Origin of the sequence: Streptomyces sp. CT34, assembly GCF_000805335.1 — a bacterium.
In the GTDB taxonomy this organism is placed as follows: domain Bacteria; phylum Actinomycetota; class Actinomycetes; order Streptomycetales; family Streptomycetaceae; genus Streptomyces.
The window spans coordinates 2,151,730-2,171,824 of record NZ_KN708638.1 but is presented as its reverse complement, the minus strand read 5'-3'; the positions used below and the strand labels follow the sequence as shown (position 1 = coordinate 2,171,824).

At 74.0% G+C, this 20,095-nt stretch carries 15 protein-coding genes and 1 pseudogene; 7 read left to right on the top strand and 9 right to left on the bottom strand.

The genetic code is table 11. The features are described 5' to 3' along the window. The 5 genes and pseudogenes from RZ84_RS40860 to RZ84_RS09645 form a co-directional block, all read right to left on the bottom strand. Positions 1 to 468: pseudogene (locus tag RZ84_RS40860) on the bottom strand (NAD(P)-binding protein); the annotation flags it as partial. A 66-nt stretch (positions 469 to 534) separates the two neighbouring features. Beyond that, positions 535 to 1,191, bottom strand: coding sequence for a DUF4126 domain-containing protein (locus tag RZ84_RS09660; protein WP_052229852.1), 657 nt, complete (start codon positions 1,189 to 1,191; stop codon positions 535 to 537). A gap of 356 nt (positions 1,192 to 1,547) precedes the next feature. Then, complete coding sequence (locus RZ84_RS09655) at positions 1,548 to 2,162, bottom strand: TetR/AcrR family transcriptional regulator (RefSeq protein WP_043269482.1); 615 nt, start codon at positions 2,160 to 2,162, stop codon at positions 1,548 to 1,550. An 83-nt stretch (positions 2,163 to 2,245) separates the two neighbouring features. Beyond that, positions 2,246 to 4,453: a YhgE/Pip domain-containing protein gene (locus RZ84_RS09650; protein ID WP_043263964.1), complete on the bottom strand. Its 2,208-nt coding sequence runs from the start codon at positions 4,451 to 4,453 to the stop codon at positions 2,246 to 2,248. Continuing rightward, positions 4,425 to 5,222: an ATP-binding cassette domain-containing protein gene (locus RZ84_RS09645; RefSeq protein ID WP_043263963.1), complete on the bottom strand. Its 798-nt coding sequence runs from the start codon at positions 5,220 to 5,222 to the stop codon at positions 4,425 to 4,427. The genes RZ84_RS09650 and RZ84_RS09645 overlap by 29 nt, the downstream gene beginning before the upstream one ends. A 257-nt stretch (positions 5,223 to 5,479) precedes the next feature. Between RZ84_RS09645 and RZ84_RS09640 the strand changes: the two genes are divergently transcribed. The 3 genes from RZ84_RS09640 (at position 5,480) to RZ84_RS09630 (ending at position 7,699) form a co-directional block, all read left to right on the top strand. Beyond that, entirely contained in the window at positions 5,480 to 5,974 is a 495-nt protein-coding gene (locus tag RZ84_RS09640; protein ID WP_043263962.1) for an SAV_6107 family HEPN domain-containing protein, read from the top strand. Between the two features lie 284 nt (positions 5,975 to 6,258). Continuing rightward, positions 6,259 to 7,014 (top strand): methyltransferase, encoded by a 756-nt coding sequence (locus tag RZ84_RS09635; protein WP_043263961.1) that lies wholly within the window; start codon positions 6,259 to 6,261, stop codon positions 7,012 to 7,014. Between the two features lie 277 nt (positions 7,015 to 7,291). Beyond that, positions 7,292 to 7,699: a DUF3040 domain-containing protein gene (locus tag RZ84_RS09630; RefSeq protein WP_043263960.1), complete on the top strand. Its 408-nt coding sequence runs from the start codon at positions 7,292 to 7,294 to the stop codon at positions 7,697 to 7,699. Positions 7,700 to 8,368: 669 nt separating this feature from the next. Here the strand turns inward: RZ84_RS09630 and RZ84_RS09625 are convergent. The 4 genes from RZ84_RS09625 to RZ84_RS09610 all read right to left on the bottom strand — a co-directional run bounded on the left by RZ84_RS09625 (position 8,369) and on the right by RZ84_RS09610 (position 14,026). Next, a complete protein-coding gene (locus RZ84_RS09625; RefSeq protein ID WP_043263959.1) occupies positions 8,369 to 10,792 on the bottom strand; it encodes a transglutaminase TgpA family protein in 2,424 nt (807 codons plus the stop codon). A gap of 31 nt (positions 10,793 to 10,823) precedes the next feature. Continuing rightward, positions 10,824 to 12,188: a DUF58 domain-containing protein gene (locus RZ84_RS09620; RefSeq protein WP_043263958.1), complete on the bottom strand. Its 1,365-nt coding sequence runs from the start codon at positions 12,186 to 12,188 to the stop codon at positions 10,824 to 10,826. Further along, positions 12,188 to 13,210, bottom strand: coding sequence for an AAA family ATPase (locus tag RZ84_RS09615; protein WP_043263957.1), 1,023 nt, complete (start codon positions 13,208 to 13,210; stop codon positions 12,188 to 12,190). The genes RZ84_RS09620 and RZ84_RS09615 overlap by 1 nt, the downstream gene beginning before the upstream one ends. Positions 13,211 to 13,465: 255 nt before the next feature. Further along, a complete protein-coding gene (locus RZ84_RS09610; RefSeq protein WP_043263956.1) occupies positions 13,466 to 14,026 on the bottom strand; it encodes a beta-class carbonic anhydrase in 561 nt (186 codons plus the stop codon). 518 nt (positions 14,027 to 14,544) lie between these two features. Between RZ84_RS09610 and rsmH the strand changes: the two genes are divergently transcribed. From rsmH to RZ84_RS09590, 4 genes are all read left to right on the top strand, one after another. Further along, positions 14,545 to 15,504 carry a 16S rRNA (cytosine(1402)-N(4))-methyltransferase RsmH gene (gene rsmH, locus RZ84_RS09605; RefSeq protein WP_043263955.1) on the top strand — a complete coding sequence of 320 codons (960 nt, stop codon included), beginning with the start codon at positions 14,545 to 14,547 and terminating at the stop codon, positions 15,502 to 15,504. Further along, positions 15,501 to 16,190 carry a cell division protein FtsL gene (locus RZ84_RS09600; RefSeq protein ID WP_043263954.1) on the top strand — a complete coding sequence of 230 codons (690 nt, stop codon included), beginning with the start codon at positions 15,501 to 15,503 and terminating at the stop codon, positions 16,188 to 16,190. Before rsmH ends, RZ84_RS09600 begins: the two co-directional genes overlap by 4 nt. A 105-nt stretch (positions 16,191 to 16,295) precedes the next feature. After that, positions 16,296 to 18,284 carry a peptidoglycan D,D-transpeptidase FtsI family protein gene (locus tag RZ84_RS09595; RefSeq protein WP_043263953.1) on the top strand — a complete coding sequence of 663 codons (1,989 nt, stop codon included), beginning with the start codon at positions 16,296 to 16,298 and terminating at the stop codon, positions 18,282 to 18,284. A gap of 18 nt (positions 18,285 to 18,302) precedes the next feature. Beyond that, a complete protein-coding gene (locus RZ84_RS09590) occupies positions 18,303 to 20,066 on the top strand; it encodes a UDP-N-acetylmuramoyl-L-alanyl-D-glutamate--2,6-diaminopimelate ligase (protein ID WP_043263952.1) in 1,764 nt (587 codons plus the stop codon). Positions 20,067 to 20,095: the final 29 nt, after the last annotated feature.

The following is a 20,095-nucleotide window of genomic DNA, read 5'->3' as shown; positions in this document are numbered from 1 at the left end:
GCCCCCCGGGCCCCGCCGGTCCGCCCACAGCGGCTCCTCCAGGAGCGGCCGGCGGGTGGCGTCCCACGCCTCGCGGGCGCGGCCCACCAGATCGCTCCAGCGCTCGCCGGCGCCGGCGCCCAACGCCTCGTCCAGGGCCGCCAGGACACCGGCGCGGGAGGCGTTCGGCAGCGCCACGGAGGTGCCGTCGGCGAAGACGTGCCGGCTCGCCGGGTCGACCTGGGTCAGCCCGACGCAGCTCTCCAGGGGCTCGCGTCCGGTCTTGAGGAACAGATCGCGGTAGACCGCGGGGAGATGCAGCAGGCCGGGTCCGGTGTCGAAGGCGAAGCCGTCCCGCTCGAACCGGCGCAGCGCGCCGCCGTACGTCGCGCCGCGCTCGAACACCGCCACCCGGTGGCCCGCGACGGCCAGCCGGGCGGCGGCCGCCATCGCGCCCATCCCGGCGCCGATCACCGCAATCCCTGCCATGCCCGCGACTTTATCCGGCGGCACCGACAACGCCCGCCGCGGCCGGTCGCGCGGGCCGGCGGCAGGTCAGAGCCTGTCCGGTGAGTCAGGGGCGGAGAGGTCCTGGTCCGCGGTCGGCACCGCGCCGCCGGCCGCCGCCGCCCGCCGCTCCTCGCGCCGCTGCCGGCGGCGCCGCAGACAGCGGCGGATCCGCGACCACAGCAGGACCACCACCGTGATGCCCGCGGCCAGCAGCAGCGCCGCGACGACCGCCGCGATCACCGGGTGGAAGAGCGCGAACACGATGATCCCCGCCGCGCCCAGGTCCTCCACCAGGCTCAGCACGATGTTGCTGGCGGGCTCCGGTGAGGTGTTGACCGCGATCCGGGTGCCGGCCTTGACCAGATGGCTCAGCAGCGCCGTGGAGCCGCCCACGGCGCCCGCCGCGAGCTCCGGCAGCGACCCGTTGTGCCCGGCCAGCAGGGCCGCCACCACACCGCCCGCGACCGGCCGGATCACCGTGTGCACGGCGTCCCAGACCGAGTCCACGTACGGGATCTTGTCGGCCACCGCCTCGCAGACGAAGAGCACCGCCGCGACGATCAGCACATCCGGGCGCTGGAGCGCGGCGGGCACCTCGTCGGTGATGCCGGTCGCGCCGAGCAGACCGAGGAGCAGGACGACGGCGTAGGCGTTGATCCCGCTCGCCCAGCCGCTGGTGAAGACCAAGGGAAGTACGGACACGCCGGAGATCGTAGGCGGTCGCCGGGGCCGGGCGCCCGGCCGCTGGGGCCCGGTGCTCAGCTTTGAGTATCCGTACTCAGACGCCGAGATGAGTAGGTACGCGGATGGGCCGGAGCCCCCCTGGACGGAAAAGTAGGGGCCACGGACGGGACGCGGCGCCGCACCGCCGACACGGGGCGGCGGAACGGCGCGGCTCCCGGACGCAACGGGGGATGTAGGGGGGAACACGGGGGAAACACGGGGGCAGCGCTGCCCTGGTCGGATCGGCGGGGGAACGATCCGTGCCAGGGCAGCGCACTTGTGCGTACGGGGGCGGCGGGGCTCCGCGGGCCGCCCGCCTCCCAGGCGCCCGTCTCTCAGGCGGGGCGGCCGGTGACCCGCCCCTGGAGGAGCCGCGACAGCGCCGCGTGCACATCGTCGATCGAGCGGTCCGGCTGGTAGGACTGCCAGTCCAGGGCGGCGACCAGCACCATCCCGAACAGCGCCGAGGCGGTCAGCGGGATGTCGATCTCCTCGCTCAGCTCCTCTTGGGCAACCGCCTCCCGCAGGACGTCCTCCACCACCGTGATGGCCCGCTGGCGCACCACCATCAGCGTGGACTGCCAGGCGCGGTTGGTGCGCCACAGTTCGGCGACGTAGAGCTGGGTGAGCGCCGGGTAGCGGGAGATGAAGTCCAGACCCGCCCGGATCATGGCGTCCAGCGCGTCGATCCGGGTGCCGCCCCGGTCGGCGACCTCGTCGGCGGCGGCCTGCAGGGAGGTCGCCAGCAGCTCGATGCCGTGCCGCAGCAACTCCTCGAAGAGCACGTTCTTGCTCGCGAAGTTGTAGTAGACGGTGCCCTTCGCGACGCCCGCCCGCTCGGCGATCTCGTCCACCGTGGTGGAGGAGAAGCCCTGTTCGGCGATGAGCGTGACCGCGGCTTCGAAGAGTTTGCGCCGGGTGGCGTCGCGGCGTGTGTTGGAGCTGTCCATGGAGGTGATTGTGCCGGTCGCGACGGATCGGCGCGCATCCCGCGGGGCGTCGGGCAGGGAGCCGGCGGGTGACGGGTGGGCGTTCACAGGCTCAGCTCCGGGTGCAGGTCCTTCATGCGCACCACCTGGCGGCCCCGCGCCGCCAGAGAGGTCAGCGCGAGCGCCCCGAGGGTGAACGCCAGCAGCACCGCACTGCCCTGCCATACGGGCGCGAGGTCGCCGCCCGTGATGAGTCGCCGCAGCCCGGCCACGATGTAACTCATCGGCAGATAGGGGTGGATGGCCCCGAAGAAGCCCGGGCTGGTCTGCACCGGATAGGTGCCGCCCGCCGACGTCAGCTGGAGCATCAGCAGCGCCAGGACGAGGATCCGCCCGGCCGGCCCGAACTTCGCGTTCAGCCACTGCACGATGGCCGAGAAGCAGGCCGTGACCAGGATCAGGAAGCCGATCGTGCCGGCCGCCCTGACCATCTCCAGGCCGAGCGCGAAGTGCAGGACGGACATCAGCGCCGCGGTCTGGAGCACCCCGATGCCGAACACCGGCAGCCATCCGGACAGCGTCACCCGCCACGGGGACGCGCCCATCGCCAGCGCCCTCCGGTTGAGCGGCGCGATCAGCATGTACGCCACCATCGCGCCGACCCAAAGAGACAGCGGGATGAAGTACGGGGCGAACCCCGTGCCGTAGTTGGGCGCCTTGTGTGCGGCACCGGACGCCAGCCGGACCGGGTCGGACATCACCAGGGTGCGCGCGTCGCGGTCCTTCTTGCCGTAGTCGGGGATCTGCCGCGCACCGTCGTGCAGTCCGTCGGCCAGTTCGGCCGAGCCGTCCGAGAGCTTGAACATCCCGCCGTCCAGCGTCTGCGCGCCGTCCTTGAGCTTGCCGACGCCGGAGTCCAGGTCGCTCATACCGGACGCGGCGCGGCCGGTCCCGTCGTGCAGCTGCCGCGTGCCGTCGTTGAGCCGGCCCGCGCCGGCGGCCAACCGGGCGTTGCCCGCGGCCAGTTCGCGGGCGCCCGCGGAGACCTTGTGGGCGCCGTCGTTGAGGTCGTTGATCTTGTGGACCGCGGCGTCCATGTCGGCGCCGAGCGTCGGGCCGTGCTGTGCCAGTTCGGCGGCCAGGGAGTGCAGGGTGTCCAGGTCGCGGCCCAGTTGGTCGAGGTTCTGCTGGTCGTGGACGTAGCCGCTGACCTCCTCGGCGGTGTCCGCCGCGGTGGCCGCCTGGTCCTTGATCTGCTTCAGCTCGGCGCAGGAGGTGTCCAGGGTGATGCCGCTGTCGCAGCGCAGCCGGTAGTAGGTGTCCAGGTGGTCGGCGATCCCGCGGGAGAGCTTCGCCCCCGTGGCGGCTGCGGCGGGCAGCTTGTCCAGGTGGTCGCGGACCGCCTGCGAGCCGTCGGCCACCAGCTGCGCCGCCTCGCCGATCTCCCTGCCGTGCGCCCGGATGAACGGCCCGACCTTGCCGACGAGCCCGTTGACCGTGTCGGCCAGCTGCTGGGTCCCGTCGGCCACCTGCCCGGACCCGTCGGCCAGTTGGCGCGATCCGTCGGCGGCCGTACCGGCCCCCTTGGCGAGATCGGCGCTGCCCTGGGTGAGTCGGCCGGCGCCGGCGTCCAGGTCGCCCAGGCCGCCGACCAGTTGGCCGCTGCCGTTCTTCGCGGTGCCCAGGCCGTCGGCCAGTTTGCCGGCGCCGTCCCTGGCCCGGCCGATGCCGTTCCTGAGCCGGTCGGCGCCGTTGGCGGCCTGTTCGGTCTTGCCGTGCAGGGTCGAGAACGAGACGAAGATCTTGTCCAGGAAGGTGCGCGAGGACTTCTCCGAGGCCGCCGAGCGGACCTCGGAGAACACCGTCCGGGAGATCTGGCCCACGATGTAGTTGTTCGCGTCGTTGGTACGGACCTTGAGCAGGCCGGTCTCCGGGTGGCTCCCCGAACTGGACGCGATCTTCCGGCTGAAGTCCTGCGGGATGGACAGCGAGAGGTAGTACGAGCCGTCCTCGACGCCCCGCGCGGCCTCCTTGGCGTCCACGTGGCGCCAGTCGAAGGTGTGGCTGTCGCGCAGCCCGGCGACGATGCCGTCGCCCGCCGAGACCCGCTTCCCGTCGACCTCGGCGCCCTTGTCCTCGTTGACCAGCGCGACCGGGATCTTGTCCAGCCGGCCGTAGGGGTCCCAGAAGGACCACAGGTACAGCGCGCCGTAGAGGAGCGGCAGCAGCAGGAGGGCGGCCAGCGCGGCACGCGGCAGCTTCCCCCTCCCGAACCGCTTCAGCTCAAGCGCGGCCAGCTTCGGCGAGCGCATCGGCCGCCCCCTCCTCGTCGTCGTGCCCGCCGTCCGCGGGGGCGTCGGCAGCGTCCCGCTCCGGGCGGCCGGTGCGTACCAGCACCACGCCCGCGGTGTCCTGCGGCGGCTCGCTGCACACCGCGAGCACGGTGGTGCCGGCCGCCGCGAGGGAGCGCAGCATCGCCCAGGCCGCGGCGCGCTCCTCGTCGGACAGCTTCAGATCGGTGTCGTCGACGGCCAGCAGCCGGGGGCGGCCGACCAGCGCCAGCGCCACGGACAGCCGCAGCGCCTCCAGCCGTTCCAGATCGCGTACGGAGGTGCGGATCCCCTTGGGCAGCGCGTCCAGGTCCAGGCCGGCGGCGGTGAGCGCGGTGTCCACGAGGGCGCGGGCCGCGGCCCGGCGCTCCTGCCGGGGGCGCAGCAGCGAGCCGAGCGAACCGCCGAACCGGCCCTGCAACAGGGCGCGTTCGCGCAGATGCTCGCCCACGGTCAGCGCCGGATCGAGCTCGGCGATCCCGGGTACATGGGCGAGCGCGGTGACGGACCGGACCCCGGCCATCTTCTTGGGCAGCGGCAACCCGCCGATCTCGGCGGTGCCTTCGGCGGTCTTCATCCGGCCGGTGAGCGCGAGCAGCAGACACGTACGGCCGGAGCCCGACGGCCCCTGTACGGCGATCAGCGCGCCGGGTTCCGCCGTGATGCCGATGTCCCGGAACGCCCATCCGCGGGGGCCCTTGACCCCGAATCCCGCGGCCGTGACCGCCGCCCCGTGCGGGGTGCTGTCCACGATCCCCTCCTTGAACTGACTGGTCAGTTCAAAAAGTATGGGGATTCCGCGGCCCCTTCCGCAAGGGGGTCGCGGCGATCCGTGCGGGATGCGCCCCGCATCCGCGCCGGGGTGGCGGTCCGAGCCCCGGCAATACCCCTCGATTCGGACGAAAATGCAGGTCAGGGCTGATTGTCAGTGGTGTACCTCACGATGGGGTTCAGCGGTCCGAATCGGCATTCGGTCCTCAACCGGCATGCGACGACAGGAGGTTCGTCATGGCAGCTCGTCCCACCGCGGGCAGCTCCGCTGCGTACGGTCCCCCGAGCGATGTCCACCCCGTCCTGCGGCGGACGGCAGCGCCATCCGCCGCCCTCGACCTGCTCGCCCAGGCCCAGCACGGCCTCGACGAGGCCCAGACCCTGGAAAGCCCCAACGAGCGGTTCGCCACGGCCCATCTGGCCGCGCTGCGCACCGCGGCCGCCGTCCTCGCCGTCCGCGGCCGGCCGGAGACCACCGTGCGCCGCAGGCAGCGTATCCGGAGCGCGTGGGACGTGCTGCCGGAGGTCGCTCCCGAACTCGCCGAGTGGAGCGCCCTGTTCGCGGCCGGCGCCGGCCGGCGGGCCAGGGCCGAGGCCGGCATATCCGGCGCGGCCAGTCGCCGCGACGCCGACGACCTGCTGCGGGACGCGGAGCTGTTCCTGCACCTCGTGGAGCGGCTGCTGCGGATCCCGCCGGCGCTCCCACCGCAGCGGGCGGAACGGGCGGGCTGAGCGCGGAGCGCGGGGAGCGCGGCGCGGACCACGCGGGGCACAGCGCGGAGCGCCGGGGAGCGCGGGGGAGCGGGGAAAGTGCAGAGCGGAGTTGTGGGCGGCAGGCCGTGGCAGGCCGCGGACGGGGGGCAGTGCGGGAGCGGAGGCGGTGCCACGCGGGAACGGGGGCGGTGTCTCGGGGCGATGTGGGTTGCCCGGCGCGGGCTGGGCACGGCGCCGGACGGAATACGGAATAGGGTGGTGAGCGACTGGATGTTCATGCCCCCGCCGAGGAGCCACCCGCCGTGTCTGACCCGCTGCGCCCGCGCGCATCCCTTCGTACCGCCGTGGTCTGGGAGGTCCTCAAAGACGCCCTGGAGCGTCGGGTCAAGGCCGCCGGGCGCGACGCCCTGGACGTCCTCGACACCGGCGGCGGCAGCGGCAACTTCGCCGTGCCGGTGGCCCGCCTCGGCCACCGCGTCACGGTCGTCGACCCCAGCCCGAACGCCCTCTTCGCCCTGGAGCGCCGGGCCGCGGAGGCCGGGGTGGCCGACCGGATCAGCGCGGTCCAGGGCGACGCGCACGGCCTGTTCCAGGTCGTCGAGCGCGGCGGCTACGACGCCGTGCTGTGCCACGGCGTGCTGGAGTACGTCGACGACCCCGCGGAGGGGCTGGGCAACGCCGCCGACGCGCTGCGCCCGGCCGGCACCCTCAGCCTGCTCGCCGCCGGCCTGGGCGGGGCGGTCCTCGCCCGCGCCCTGGCGGGCCACTTCACCGAGGCCCGCCACGCCCTCACCGACCCCTCGGGCCGCTGGGGCGAGGGCGACCCGGTCCCGCGCCGCTTCACCGCCGACCAGCTCACCGAGCTGGTCACCGCCACCGGCCTCAAGGTCGGCGCGGTGCACGGCGTACGGGTCTTCGCCGACCTGGTCCCCGGCGTGCTGGTGGACACCGAGCCCGGCGCCATGGAGGCGCTGCTGAAGCTGGAGGCCGCCGCCGCGGAGCAGCCCGCCTTCCACTCCGTGGCCACCCAGCTGCACGTCCTCGCCGAGCGCGACTGACCGCGGACGCCGGGCCGGGCCCCGCGGCGGGCCCGACCGCCGCGTGCGGTCGGCCACAGGCCACCCGAACAGCCCCTTCGCCCCGTATGATCGGTGTACGACGTTCCGGCATGACGGACTGGTGGGTGGGGAATGCAGCCAGCATCACCACCGGCCGCGGAGGCGGCTTGGCCAGTGAATTGGCGTAGAGGGGCGGGTTTCACGGGGGCGATTCCCTGCCTATCCTGAAAGGGTCGCACCCCGGTCGCCCCCCGCGACCGACGAGTAGGAGGACTCCGTGCCGCTCTCGGAGCACGAGCAGCGCATGCTCGAGCAAATGGAGCGAGCGCTGTACGCCGAAGATCCCAAGTTCGCGACAGCGCTTGAGGGAAGCGGGCTGCGTACGTACACCCGGCGACGGGTCTACCAAGCGGTCGCGGGCTTCCTGGTGGGTATCGCCCTGCTCATGGCCGGAATGGTCGCGCAGCAGATCTGGATCAGTGTGGTCGGCTTCCTCGTCATGCTCGGCTGTGCCGTACTGGCCGTGACCGGGTGGCGCAAGGCCCCGAAGGCGGGAGAGCGGCGGGCGGGCGGGGGCTCCGGAGGCACCGGCGGGCCGACGCGACGGCAGGCCCGGCAACGCCGTTCGATGATGGACCGTATCGAGGACCGCTGGCAGCGCCGCCGCGACGAACAGGGCCACTGAGCGGCAGAGGGCTACTGGCCGGCAGGGCTGATGACCAGCCACTGAGCGGCGATCCGCGTCGGGCGGACGCCGACATACTTCGATCTTTTTCGCCGAGTCCCGCTCCGTCTCCCCACATCGGTTGGAATGCGCCGGGCGATCGGTGACCGCCGGCGGAACGGTTCTTCTCGGTGCGGTGGTGAGTGTCTTCTTCTCGGCGCAGAGGTGAGTGGCGCCGGTGGCGTGGTGCTTCCGAGCAGTGCTTTCTAGCAGTGTTGTGGCGCGGCCCCCGTGCGGCCCCCGATCGTGTTCGGGGGCCGCACCACGTTGCTGTGAGGGGGGAGCCGGCCGGGGGCCCGGGCCGGCTGGGGCCGTCCTGTCCGTCCAACGTGTCTGCCTGGCCTGCCTGTCCGGTCGGTCCGGTCTGCCCTGCCGGTTGGGCCTGCCGGCCATTTCGGCGCAGCGGGGCGGGACCTCGCGCGGGTGGGTCCGTGGTGCCCCGCCTCCGTGCGACGCGCCGAGCGGAGGCGGGAAACGCCCTCAGCCACACCGCCGCCCCCGAGCCAGATGCGTTGCCCTCCCGCACCGGACGCCGTGCCTCCGCATTCCACGCGCCCGCTCCACCGGCTCCACGCGCCCGCTCCACCCGTGACCGCGGAACGTCGTGGCAGGGCACCGGACCGCAGGGCCCTATGCCCGTGCGCCGCGCCGCCGGCGTGATCGCAGGGCGCTTGCGGCGCGCCGTACCGCGGCCACCGGGCGGCTGTCGCGGCAGCGCAGCAGCAGGGCCGACCACCGGGCCGCGCAGGCCCATCGGAGGCGGACCGCGGAGCGCGGGGCGAACCGGGCGCGCAGCCGCAGGACGCGGGTCGCCCCGTCCCGCAGGCCGGACCGCACCAGCCGGACGTCCGCGGCGAGCCCGGCCGTCGGCAGCGGCTGCGGGGCGTAGAGGACCTGCTCCACCGCCGTCGCGACGCGCTGGGCGGCACCGGCGGCGTCCGGTTGCAGTTGCCCGATGCGAATGATCCGCGCCGCCGCCTTGCGCGGGGTCAGCGACCGGTCCGGGAGGATGCCGAAGTCCCAGCCGGTGTCCAGCAGCTCCCGCCAGGCGGCGAGGGTGGCCGCCGCGCCGTCACCGGCCGGTCCGCCGCCCGCCAGCCGCTGGGCGCGCGTGCGGACCCGCCACAGCAGCGGTATCGCGAGCAGCAGCACGACGAGCAGCGTCGCGGCCACCAGGCCCACCAGCGGCCACGGTGAGGGGCCGCCGCCCGAGGTGCCGGATCCGGGCAGGGTGGGCGCCGTCAGGCACGCCGCGCCGGCCCCGGCCCGGTGCTCCCCGGGGCCACAGGACGGGCCCGGGGACGGCTTGGGCGAGGGGGCGGTGGACTGTGCGGGCTCGGGGGACGGGCTGCCAGGGCCGGTCGCGTGCGAGGTGTCCGGGTAGGCGTAGTCCGGGACGGTGCCGCGGCTCGGGGTCGGCTCGAAGCGGGTCCAGCCGACGCCCTGGAAGTACAGCTCGGGCCAGGCGTGCGCGTCCTTGAGGCCGACCGAGGTCGTGCCGTCGGGCTGCTTGGTGCCCGGTGTGAAGCCGACCGCGACCCGGGCCGGGATGCCCAGGGTGCGGGCCATCGCCGCCATCGAGAACGAGAAGTGGACGCAGAAGCCCTGTTTGTCCTCCAGGAAGCGGGCTATCGCCTCGGAGCCGCTGCCCGCCCGGACCTCGGTGTTGTAGCTGAAGCCGCCGTAGAGCGCGAACCAGTCCTGGAGTCTGACGGCCCTGGCGTACGCCGTCGTGGCGCCGTGGGTCACCCGGCGCGCGGTGGTGCGGACGACCGCGGGGAGGTCGGGCGGCACCTGGGTGTACTCGTGGAGCAGCGCCGCCGGCGGCTCCGGGGCATCGGCCAGCTGCTGGGCGGTCGGCCGCAGCTGCAGGCTCTCGACCTGGTATTGCAGGCCGTGGGTGTTCTGTCCGCGGTCGCCGACCAGCGTGCGGCCCTCGGGCTCGAAGCGCCAGCGGCCCGGGATGTTCACCTTGGACGCCGGGTACGGGAGCGGCAGCCAGTTCTGGGCGTACCACGGGGCGGTCGAGACGGAGGTGTTGATCCGGGTGCTCGCCACCTTGGAGTTCAGGCCGGCCGGGCTCGGCAGCTGGGCGGGGACGTCGGTGACCGTCCGCTCGGACGGCTTCCAGGTCGTGCCGTCGAACTGGTCCAGGGCGACGATCCGGAGATACATCTCGCGGGTGTCGCTCGCGGTGGTGCGGTAGTTGAGGACCTCCCGGTCCTCCGGTTGGTTCAGGCTGTCCTGGAGCGAGACCAGCGGGTTGATCGCGGAGATGGTGCCGCCCCCGCCGCCCGGGCCGGCGGCACCGGCGGCCGGGCCGAGCAGCCCGCCGCCCATGGACGGCAGCACGGCGGGCACCGCCAGCGCGATCCCCAGCGCCAGCGCGCCGATCCGGCGGCCCGTGCGGACCGGGACCGGCGTCGGCCCGCCGGCGAACCCCGGCCGGCCCGAGCCCGCACCGCGGAAGACCCGGCCCCACTGGGAGAGCCGGTCGCGGCCCTCGGCGAGCAGAAGCAGCAGATAGCCGGCGGCGGCCACCAGGAACCACAGCCAGCCGGAGCCGCCCTGGGACAGCCCGGCCGCCACCGAATAGAGCGCGAGCAGCGGCAGCCCGGCCGGCGCGGCGCTGCGGTAGGTGACCGCCAGCGCGTCCACGATCACGCCGATCAGCAGCACCCCGACGATCAGCAGCAGCCGGATTCCGGGGGTGAGGGGGGCCGGGATGGCGTACCGGCCGACGTCGTGCACGCCCTCCTGCACCAGGCGGCCGAAGGCGGCGACGGCGTCCGGGCCCGGCAGCAGCCCGGCCACCGCCTGGTCGCGGGCGAACAGCACGGTCAGCAGCACCACGCCCGTCAGCAGCTGCGCGCCGATGGTCAGCGGTCCGGCCAGCGGGACGCGGCGGGTCAGCGCGCCCACGCCGGTCACCAGCGCCAGCAGGATCGCGGCCTGGAACATCCAGCTGATCGGATCCACCAGCGGCAGCAGCGTGCACGCGGCACACAGCGTCGCCACCATCGCGCACAGCGCCAGCCTCGCCCGGCCGCTCATGCTCCTGCCCCCCTTCGCTCGGAAGCGCCGTTCACGCCCCACCTCCCGCGGCCCTGCCGGCCGGATCCGCTCCGACCGCCTCCGGACCAGCGCCCGCCCGGTCCGCGGCCTGCCACAGCTCGGCCAGCGCAGCGCCGGGCCGCACCGGCAGCGCCGCCCAGCCCGCCTCGCGCAGCATCCGCAGCCGCTCGTCGAGCGGTGTCTGCCAGCGGGAGAAGCGGATTCCGCCGGGGCCGCGGGTCCAGGCGTCGCCGTCCACGACGAACGCGATCGCGGTGCTGCCGTGGCGGCGTATCCGGCCGGCGATCGCCGCCTGGCGCTCGTCCAGGTCGCCGAAGAAGCCGATCAGCAGACCTTCCGTGCCGCCGCGCAGCGCCTCGTACGCTGCGGAGAGGCCCTCCTCGTCGGAGTGCTCCACGATGGCGAGGCTGTCCAGCAGCAGGCCGGCGGTGTCGGCGGACGCGCTGCCGCCGCTGCCGTCCGGGCCGGGCACCGAGCTGCCGGTGTCGGTCAGCAGCCGCACCGAGAACCCCCGCTCCAGCAGGTGCACCGCGACCGAGGCGGCGCCGGCGACGGCCCATTCGAAGGCCGAGTCGGGCCCGGCGCCCTCATGGGCGGCGGCGCGGGTGTCGAGCAGGATCGTGCAGCGGGCCTTCTGCGGCTGCTCCTCGCGGCGCACCATCAGCTCGCCGTAGCGCGCGGTGGAGCGCCAGTGGACGCGCCGCAGGTCGTCGCCGTGCCGATAGCTTCGCGGGATGACGTCGTCCTCCCCGGCCAGCGCGGGCGAACGGTGGCCGCCGTCGCCGTACCCGGCGGCCTCGCCGGTCAGCCGGACCGCGGGCAGCGGCTCGACCCGGGGCACCACCGTCAGGGTGTCGGAGGCGCTGAACGAGCGGGTCAGCTCGCACATGCCGAACGGGTCGGAGAGGCGCAGTTGCAGCGGGCCCAGCGGATACCGGCCGCGCAGGTCGGAGCGGACGCGGTAGGACACCTCCCGCCCGCCGCCGGCCTCGACCCGGTCCAGGACGAAGCGGGGCCGCGGCCCGAGCACGTACGGCACCCGGTCCTGGAGCATCAGCACTCCGGTGGGCAGCCGGGAGACGTTGTCCAGCCGCAGCCGGACGCGGGCCTCGGCGGCGGCGGAGACCCGGGCGGGGGCTAGGGTCCTGCTGCCCGAGACGCGGTAGCGGGTGCGGTGCAGGACCAGGACGCACACCAGCGGCAGCACCGCCAGCAGCAGACCGACCCGCAGCAGATCCGCCTGCCCCAGGAGATACGAGCAGACCGCGGCGGCCAGCCCGGCGGCCAGGAACGACCGGCCGCGCGTCGTCAGCCCTCCGAGGGCCGCGCGCAGCCCGCCGGGCTCCGGGGCCCCCTCGCTTCCCCCGGCGGACATCACAGCTCCCGGGCGCCGGGCGGCTGCCGGCCGTGAACCTGCCGCCACTGTGGCGCGGACGGGTCCGGAACCGGGGTGCGCTGCACGATCTCCAGCACGACCTGCTCGGCCGTACGGCGGTTCAACTGGGCCTGGGCGGTGGGCAGTAGACGGTGCGCGAGCACCGCCGCCGCCAGTGACTGGACATCGTCCGGCAGCGCGAACTCCCGCCCGGCCATGGCCGCCGCCGCCTTCGCGGCGCGCAGCAGGTGCAGCGTCGCTCGCGGCGAGGCGCCCAGCCGCAGGTCCGGATGGCTGCGGGTGGCCGCCACCAGGTCCACGGCGTATCTGCGCACCGGCTCCGCGACGTGGACCGAGCGCACCGCCTCCGTCAGCTTCACGATCTCGTGGGCGTGCGCCACCGGCCGGAGGTCGTCCAGGGGGGAGGCGCCGCCGTGCACATCGAGCATCCGGAGCTCGGCCGCCGGGCTGGGATAGCCGATCGACACCCGCGCCATGAAGCGGTCGCGCTGCGCCTCGGGGAGCGGGTAGGTGCCCTCCATCTCCACCGGGTTCTGCGTGGCGACCACCATGAAGGGGCTGGGCAGTTCGTACGTCTGCCCGTCCATGGTGACCTGGCGCTCCTCCATGGACTCCAGGAGCGCCGACTGGGTCTTGGGGGAGGCGCGGTTGATCTCGTCGCCGATCACGATCTGGGCGAAGACGGCGCCCGGCTTGAACTCGAAGTCCTGCCGCTGCTGGTCGTAGACGCTGACGCCGGTGATGTCCGACGGCAGCAGGTCGGGGGTGAACTGGATGCGGCGCACCGAGCAGTCGATGGACCGGGCGAGCGCCTTGGCCAGCATCGTCTTGCCGACGCCCGGCACGTCCTCGATGAGCAGATGCCCCTCGGCCAGCAGGACGGTCAGCGCGAGCCGTACGACCTCCGGCTTGCCTTCGATCACACCCTCCACCGACCGGTGAACCCGCCCGGCGGTGCTGGTCAGATCGCTGAGGCTCGCTCGTTCGTCATACGTCGTCACTCGGCCCTCCTCGGCCCGTTCCATGGGTGGCCGACGCCCCCTTGACGGACCCGGCCCTCCCCGATCGTGCATCGTGCCCGGCCACGGCCGGGGCGATGTCACCTACGCATTCTTGCCGCCCACGCGGCTTCGCGTCATGGCCTGTGGACAACTCACGCCGGCGTGCCGGTGCTATCCGGGCAAGACGGACAATCCCCTGCCAGGGGAGGGGCGATCAGGCGGGATCGCCGCATGCCACGGCGGTCCCGCCCCGCGTCAGCGCTGCGGACCGATCTCCCGCAGCAGGCCCGTCGTCACGTCGAACACGAACCCGCGGACGTCGTCGGTGTGCGGCAGGAAGGGGGAGGTGCGCACCCGCTGCATGGACTGCCGGACGTCCTCGTCGAGGTCCTTGAACGCCTCGACCGCCCAGGTGGGCCGCTGCCCGACCTCGGCCGCCAGCTCGTGCCGGAAGTCCTCGGTCAGGCCCAGCAGGCCGCAGTCGGTGTGGTGGATGAGGACGACCGAGCGGGTGCCGAGCGCGCGCTGGCTGATCGTCAGGGAACGGATGATGTCGTCGGTCACCACGCCCCCGGCGTTGCGGATGGTGTGGCAGTCGCCGAGCTCCAAACCCAGCGCGGCGTGCAGATCGATCCGGGCGTCCATACAGGCCACCACGGCGACCTTGAGCACCGGCCGGGCGTCCATTCCAGGGTCGGTGAAGGCGGCGGCATAGCGCTGGTTCGCCTCGACGAGGTGGTCGGTGACGGTGCCGTCGGCACGGCCGGCGGCGGTCTCGGAGGACTGGGGCAACGGCTGCGACGCAGGTATGGGCATGGAATCACCGTAATCGCGGATGGCTTGTTCAGTGCTGTGTGAGGGCGGGCATAGGGGGCAACATCACAGCTTGTGAGGTAGTACACAGTACAGGTTCGCGCCGGCGCCGTAGGGGTGACGAGGCCGCGCGCGACGCCGCCCGCACGCCCCGGCAAGCCGTCGCGGGACGCGCGGAACCGGTTGATTGACCGGGACCGCAGGTGGACTAAAGTGGCGCGAAGTGGGAGGCGCGACGCTCTCCTCAAGGATCCCGGATCCCTCGCGTGCGTGAATCCGTACGTACGGTTCGGCCTCCTCCCGCTCCACGGTCATCCGACGTCTCTTCCCCGTCGCCGGAGGGCCACTTCCCCTTCAGAGCGGGCGGGGACCAAGCGGTACGTGCGGCAACCGACCAGCCAACGGCCGGGGACCCACCTGCCGCCCACCATCGGAAGGCATATGAGCGAGCGCAGCGAGCGAATCAGAAAAAGGTGCGCGCTCTGCGCATGCAGGCCCGCCGAGCGCAGCGAGGCCGCCGCATGAGCAGCAACACCCGCCACGTACCCGTCATGCTCCAGCGGTGCCTGGACATGCTCGCCCCCGCGCTCGCCGAGCCCGGGGCGGTCGTCGTCGACTGCACCCTCGGCCTCGGGGGGCACAGCGAGGCGCTGCTCTCCGCCTTCCCCGAGGCCCGCCTGGTCGCCCTCGACCGCGACCCGGAAGCGCTGCGGCTCGCCGGGGAGCGGCTGGCCCCCTACGGCGACCGCGCCACCCTCGTGCACGCCGTCTACGACGAGCTCCCCCAGGTCCTCGGCCGGCTGGGGCTGCCGCACGTCCAGGCCGTGCTGTTCGACCTCGGGGTCTCCTCGATGCAGCTCGACGAGGCCGAGCGCGGCTTCGCGTACGCCCAGGACGCCCCGCTGGACATGCGGATGGACCAGACGACCGGCATCAGCGCCGCCGACGTCCTCAACACCTATCCGCCCGGTGAGCTGGTCCGGATCCTGCGCTCCTACGGGGAGGAGAAGCAGGCCAAGCGGATCGTCGCGGCGGTGGTCCGCGAGCGGGCCAAGGAGCCGTTCGGCAACAGCGCCCGGCTGGTCGAGCTGATCCGCGACGCACTGCCGCAGGCCGCCAAGCGCACCGGTGGCAACCCGGCCAAGCGCACCTTCCAGGCGCTGCGCATCGAGGTCAACGGCGAGCTGGCCTGCGTCGAACGGGCCGTCCCGGCCGCCGTGAAGGCGCTCGCCGTGGGCGGTCGGATCGCCGTGCTCTCGTACCACTCGCTGGAGGACCGGCTGGTCAAGCAGGTCTTCGCGGCCGGCGCGAGCAACACCGCGCCCCCCGGGCTGCCGGTCATTCCCGAGCGCTACCAGCCCCGGCTGAAGCTGCTGACCCGGGGCGCCGAACTGCCCACGGAGGAGGAGGTCGCCGACAACCGGCGCGCGGCCCCCGCCCGGCTGCGCGGCGCCGAGCGCATCCGCGAGGACATCGCGTGACACGCCAGGGGGGCCGGCCGCGCGGGAGGCAGCGCCTCGCCGCGCTGCTCCCCTCCACCCCGCGGGGCGGTACGGCCGCCCGCACGCCCTTCGTACTGCTCGTCGTGGTGCTCCTGGGGTCCGGGCTCATCATCCTGCTGCTACTCAACTCGGCGCTCAACCAAGGGTCGTTCGAACTCAGCAAGCTGGAGCGGAAGACCAGCGAGCTGACGGACGAGCAGCAGGCGCTCCAGCAGGAGGTGGACGGCTACTCCGCGCCGGACGAGCTGGCGCGCCGGGCCCGCAAGCTGGGCATGGTGCCCGGCGGCATCCCGGCCTTCCTGCTGCCGGACGGTACGGTCCGCGGCAAGCCGGGCGTGGCCTCGTCCGAGGGGGCACCGCTGGCCGCGCCCGCCGGGTCGTCGCCGCCGGGCCCGTCCGGCGGGCCCCCGGCGCCGGCCCCGCAGGCCGCCCCCGTCCCGCAGACCTCGCCGGTCCCGCAGGCCGCTCCCGCCCCGCAGGCTGCTCCCGCCCCGCAGGCCGCGCCGGTCCCGCAGGCCGGGCGGATGCCGCCGGTCCCGCTCGCGCCCGGCACCCCGGGCGCCACCGACTCCCCGGGCCCGATGGCCACCCCGGCGGTCCCGGCCGCCGAGCTCGCCGACTCACCGTCCCCGTCCGCCCCCGCCCCGACGACCTCCGGCAGGTGACCCCGTGACGCCTGAGGCCGCACTCCCGTACGCCGCACCCGCCCCGGGGCCGTACGGCGGTGCCCCGCTCCCCACCACCCCTGCGCACGCCCCGGAGACCGCGGTATGACCGAGCCCAGGGACCCCCGCCGGGTCCCGCGTCCCGCCCGGCCCGGCAAGCAGCCCGCTGCCCCGGACGGCCGGCGCCCCGCCCCCCGCCAGGGCACCTCCCGGTCCGGCGGCCCCCGGCCCCCCGCCGCGCGCCTCCGACCGACCGGCAACGCGCTCCGCCTGGGCAGCCCGCGCCCGCGGCTGCGGCTGGTCTCCCTGGCGCTGACGCTGGTGATGCTGGCCTTCGTCGTCCGGCTCGTGCAGGTGCAGGCCGTGGACGCCGGGGCGTACGCCGCCAAGGCCAACGAGAACCGCTACGTCCCGGTCAAGCTGTCCGCCGCGCGCGGTGCGATCACCGACCGGGAGGGGGTGGACCTGGCCACCACCGTCGACGCGTACGACATCACCGCCGACCCGAGCCTGCTCGCCCCCGACAAGATCAAGATCAAGGACGCGCCGCGGCGGGCCGCCGCGCTGCTCGCGCCGATCCTCGGCGAGCCGCAGGACACCCTCGCCGCGAAGCTCGCCCGGCCCAAGTCCCGTTACGTGCTCCTCGCCCGGCAGCAGACCCCCCAGGTCTGGCGGCGGATCAAGGACCTGCGCAAGGCCCTGGACGCCAAGGCCGCCGCCGCTCCCAAGAGCGCGCCCCGGCCGGACGTGCTGCTCGGGATCTTCGCCGACAAGCACAGCAAGCGCGTCTACCCGGGCCACGACCTCGCCGCCGGCGTCCTCGGCTTCGTCGGCGGCAACGGCAAGGGCGCCGGCGGCCTGGAGGCCGAGCTCGACAAGGAACTGGCCGGCAAGGACGGCAAGCTCGTCTACGCCCAGTCCGGCGGCCGGCGGGTGCCCACCGCCGACACCCAGGAGCACCCCGCCGTCCCCGGCACCGACGTCCAGCTGACCCTCGACCGCGACATCCAGTGGGCGGCCCAGCAGGCCATCGCCGACCAGGTCAAGAAGTCCCAGGCGGACCGCGGCTACGTCGTCGTCCAGGACACCCGCACCGGCGAGATCCTGGCCCTGGCCAACGCGCCGGGATTCGACCCCAACAACGTCGCGAAGGCCAACCCGGAGGCGCTGGGCAACGCCGCGCTCACCGACGCCTTCGAGCCGGGCTCCACCAGCAAGCTGATGTCCATGGCCGCCGTCCTGGAGCAGGGCGTCGCGACCCCGTACACCCGGGTCACCGTGCCCAACCGGCTGCACCGCGGCGACCGGCTGTTCGCCGACGACATCGACCACCCCACCTGGAACCTGACGCTCAACGGCGTCCTCGCCAAGTCCAGCAACATCGGCACGATCATGGCGGCCGGCCAGCTCGGCAAGACCCAGCCGCAGGCCAACCAGGTCCTCTACTCCTACCTGCGCAAGTTCGGCATCGGCCGGCCGACCGGCCTCGGCTTCCCCGGCGAGACGGACGGCATCCTGGCCAAGCCGCAGAACTGGAACACCTCCCAGCAGTACACGATCCCGTTCGGCCAGGGCCTGTCCCTCAACGCCGTCCAGGCCGCCTCCGTCTACTCCACGATCGCCAACGGAGGCGAGCGGATCGCCCCCACCCTCGTCCGCGGCAGCACCGGGCCCGACGGCCGGTACGTACCGGCCGCCAAGCCCGCCACGGACCGCGTGGTCAGCCGGAAGACCGCCGAGACGCTCGCCACCATGCTGGAATCGGTGGTGGACGACGAGGAGGGCACCGGGGCGAAGGCGAAGATCGACGGGTACCGCGTCGGCGGCAAGACCGGCACCTCCAACCGGGTGGACCCGAAAACCGGCCGCTACCACGGCTACACCGCCTCCTTCGCCGGCTTCGCGCCGGCCGACAAGCCCCGTATCACCGTCTACTGCGCCGTCCAGAACCCCACCAAGGGCAGCTACTTCGGAGGCCAGGTCTGCGGCCCGGTCTTCCAGCAGGTCATGGCGTTCGCGCTGAAAACCCTCCAGGTCCCGCCGACCGGCGCCGCCGCTCCGCGGCTGCCGGTCACGTTCAAGCCAGGCGAATGAAAACGAGGCAACACCGCCGTGACGACGATCACTCCCGACGGGCCGCACCGGCCCGGAAACAGAGCCCCGGCGAAGCCCTCCTTTCGCCCCGGGCCCGTTGTGCCCGGTACGCTCACCGCCGTGTCACAAGCTGATCAGTCCTCGAAAACCCAGCACGCGAAGAAGGCGGAGAAGGGCGGCCCCGGCAGATACCCGGGCGCGCCCCGACCCGAGCAGGTCCGCCCCACCCCCCTGGCCGACCTCGCCGAGCAGCTGGCGATCCCGGTACCGGACGGCGCATCCGCCGTCCAGGTCACCGGCATCACGCACGACTCCCGTGCGGTCCGCCCCGGCGACATCTACGCCGCGCTGCCCGGCGCCCGCCTGCACGGCGCCGACTTCGTCGCCCAGGCCGCCGACCTCGGCGCCGCCGCGATCCTGACCGACCCGTCGGGCGCCGAGCGGGCCGCCGCGACCGGCCTGCCGGTCCTGGCCGTCGACAATCCGCGCGGCCGGATGGGCGCCCTGGCCGTCTCGATCTACGGGGCACCGGGCGAGGACCTCCTCCAGATCGGCATCACCGGCACCTCCGGCAAGACCACCACCGCGTACCTCATCGAGGGCGGGCTGCGCGCGGCGCTGTCGGCCGAGGGCGGCGACGGGCCGCAGACGGGCGGGCTGACCGGCCTGATCGGCACCGTGGAGACCCGGATCGGCGGCGAGCGGATCAAGTCCGAGCGCACCACCCCCGAGGCCACCGACCTCCAGGCCCTGTTCGCCGTGATGCGCGAGCGCGGGGTCCGTGCGGTGGCGATGGAGGTCTCCAGCCACGCGCTGGTCCTCGGCCGGGTCGACGGCTGCGTCTTCGACGTCGCGATCTTCAACAACCTCAGCCCGGAGCACATGGAGTTCCACTCCGGCATGGAGGACTACTTCCAGGCCAAGGCCCAGCTGTTCACCCGGGCCCGCAGCAGGGCCGGCGTGGTCAACATCGACGACGAGTACGGCAGGCGGCTGGCCGCCGGCGAAGCCGAGGTCCCGGTCACCACCTTCTCCGCGGAGGGCCACCCGGACGCGGACTGGCGCGCCTGCGACGTCGAGGTCGGCACGCTCGGCTCGACCTTCACCGTGCACGGCCCCGGCGGCCGGAAGGTGCGCGCCGCCTCCCCGATCGCCGGCCCGTTCAACGTCGCCAACGCGCTCGCCGCGATCGTCTCGCTGGTCGTCGCCGGTATCGACCCGCAGACCGCCGCCGACGGCGTCGCCGCGGTCCCCGGCGTCCCCGGCCGGCTGGAGCGGGTGGACGCCGGCCAGTCGTATCTCGCGGTCGTCGACTACGCCCACAAGACCGACGCGGTGGAGTCGGTGCTGCGCGCCCTGCGGAAGGTCACCACCGGAAAGCTGCACGCCGTCCTCGGCTGCGGCGGCGACCGCGACCCGCACAAGCGCGCCCCCATGGGCGCCGCGGTGGCCCGCCTCGCCGACACGGCCATCCTGACGTCCGACAACCCGCGCAACGAGGACCCGCTCGCGATCCTGGCCACCATGCTGGCGGGCGCGGCGGAGGTGCCGGTCCACGAACGCGGCACGGTGCTGGTCGAGGAGGAGCGGGCCGCCGCCATCGCCGCCGCCGTCGCCCGCGCCGAGCCCGGCGACACCGTGATCGTCGCGGGCAAGGGCCACGAGCAGGGCCAGGACATCGCCGGAGTGGTCCGGCCCTTCGACGACCGTCAGGTGCTGCGCGCTGCCATCGAGGAAGCGCAGAAGTCGCAGCAGTCACAGCAGCCGAACCACCAGGGATGACACACCGCCATGCGCGCACAATCCTCTTG

What these genes read in the sequence shown, in the direction of transcription:
- RZ84_RS09625 (WP_043263959.1), bottom strand. Translation starts at nt 10,792, where the DNA reads ATGAGCGGCCGGGCGAGGCTGGCGCTGTGCGCGATGGTGGCGACGCTG.
- RZ84_RS09620 (WP_043263958.1), bottom strand. Translation starts at nt 12,188, where the DNA reads ATGTCCGCCGGGGGAAGCGAGGGGGCCCCGGAGCCCGGCGGGCTGCGC.
- RZ84_RS09650 (WP_043263964.1), bottom strand. Translation starts at nt 4,453, where the DNA reads ATGCGCTCGCCGAAGCTGGCCGCGCTTGAGCTGAAGCGGTTCGGGAGG.
- rsmH (WP_043263955.1), top strand. Translation starts at nt 14,545, where the DNA reads ATGAGCAGCAACACCCGCCACGTACCCGTCATGCTCCAGCGGTGCCTG.
- RZ84_RS09595 (WP_043263953.1), top strand. Translation starts at nt 16,296, where the DNA reads ATGACCGAGCCCAGGGACCCCCGCCGGGTCCCGCGTCCCGCCCGGCCC.
- RZ84_RS09655 (WP_043269482.1), bottom strand. Translation starts at nt 2,162, where the DNA reads ATGGACAGCTCCAACACACGCCGCGACGCCACCCGGCGCAAACTCTTC.
- RZ84_RS09610 (WP_043263956.1), bottom strand. Translation starts at nt 14,026, where the DNA reads ATGCCCATACCTGCGTCGCAGCCGTTGCCCCAGTCCTCCGAGACCGCC.
- RZ84_RS09640 (WP_043263962.1), top strand. Translation starts at nt 5,480, where the DNA reads ATGGCAGCTCGTCCCACCGCGGGCAGCTCCGCTGCGTACGGTCCCCCG.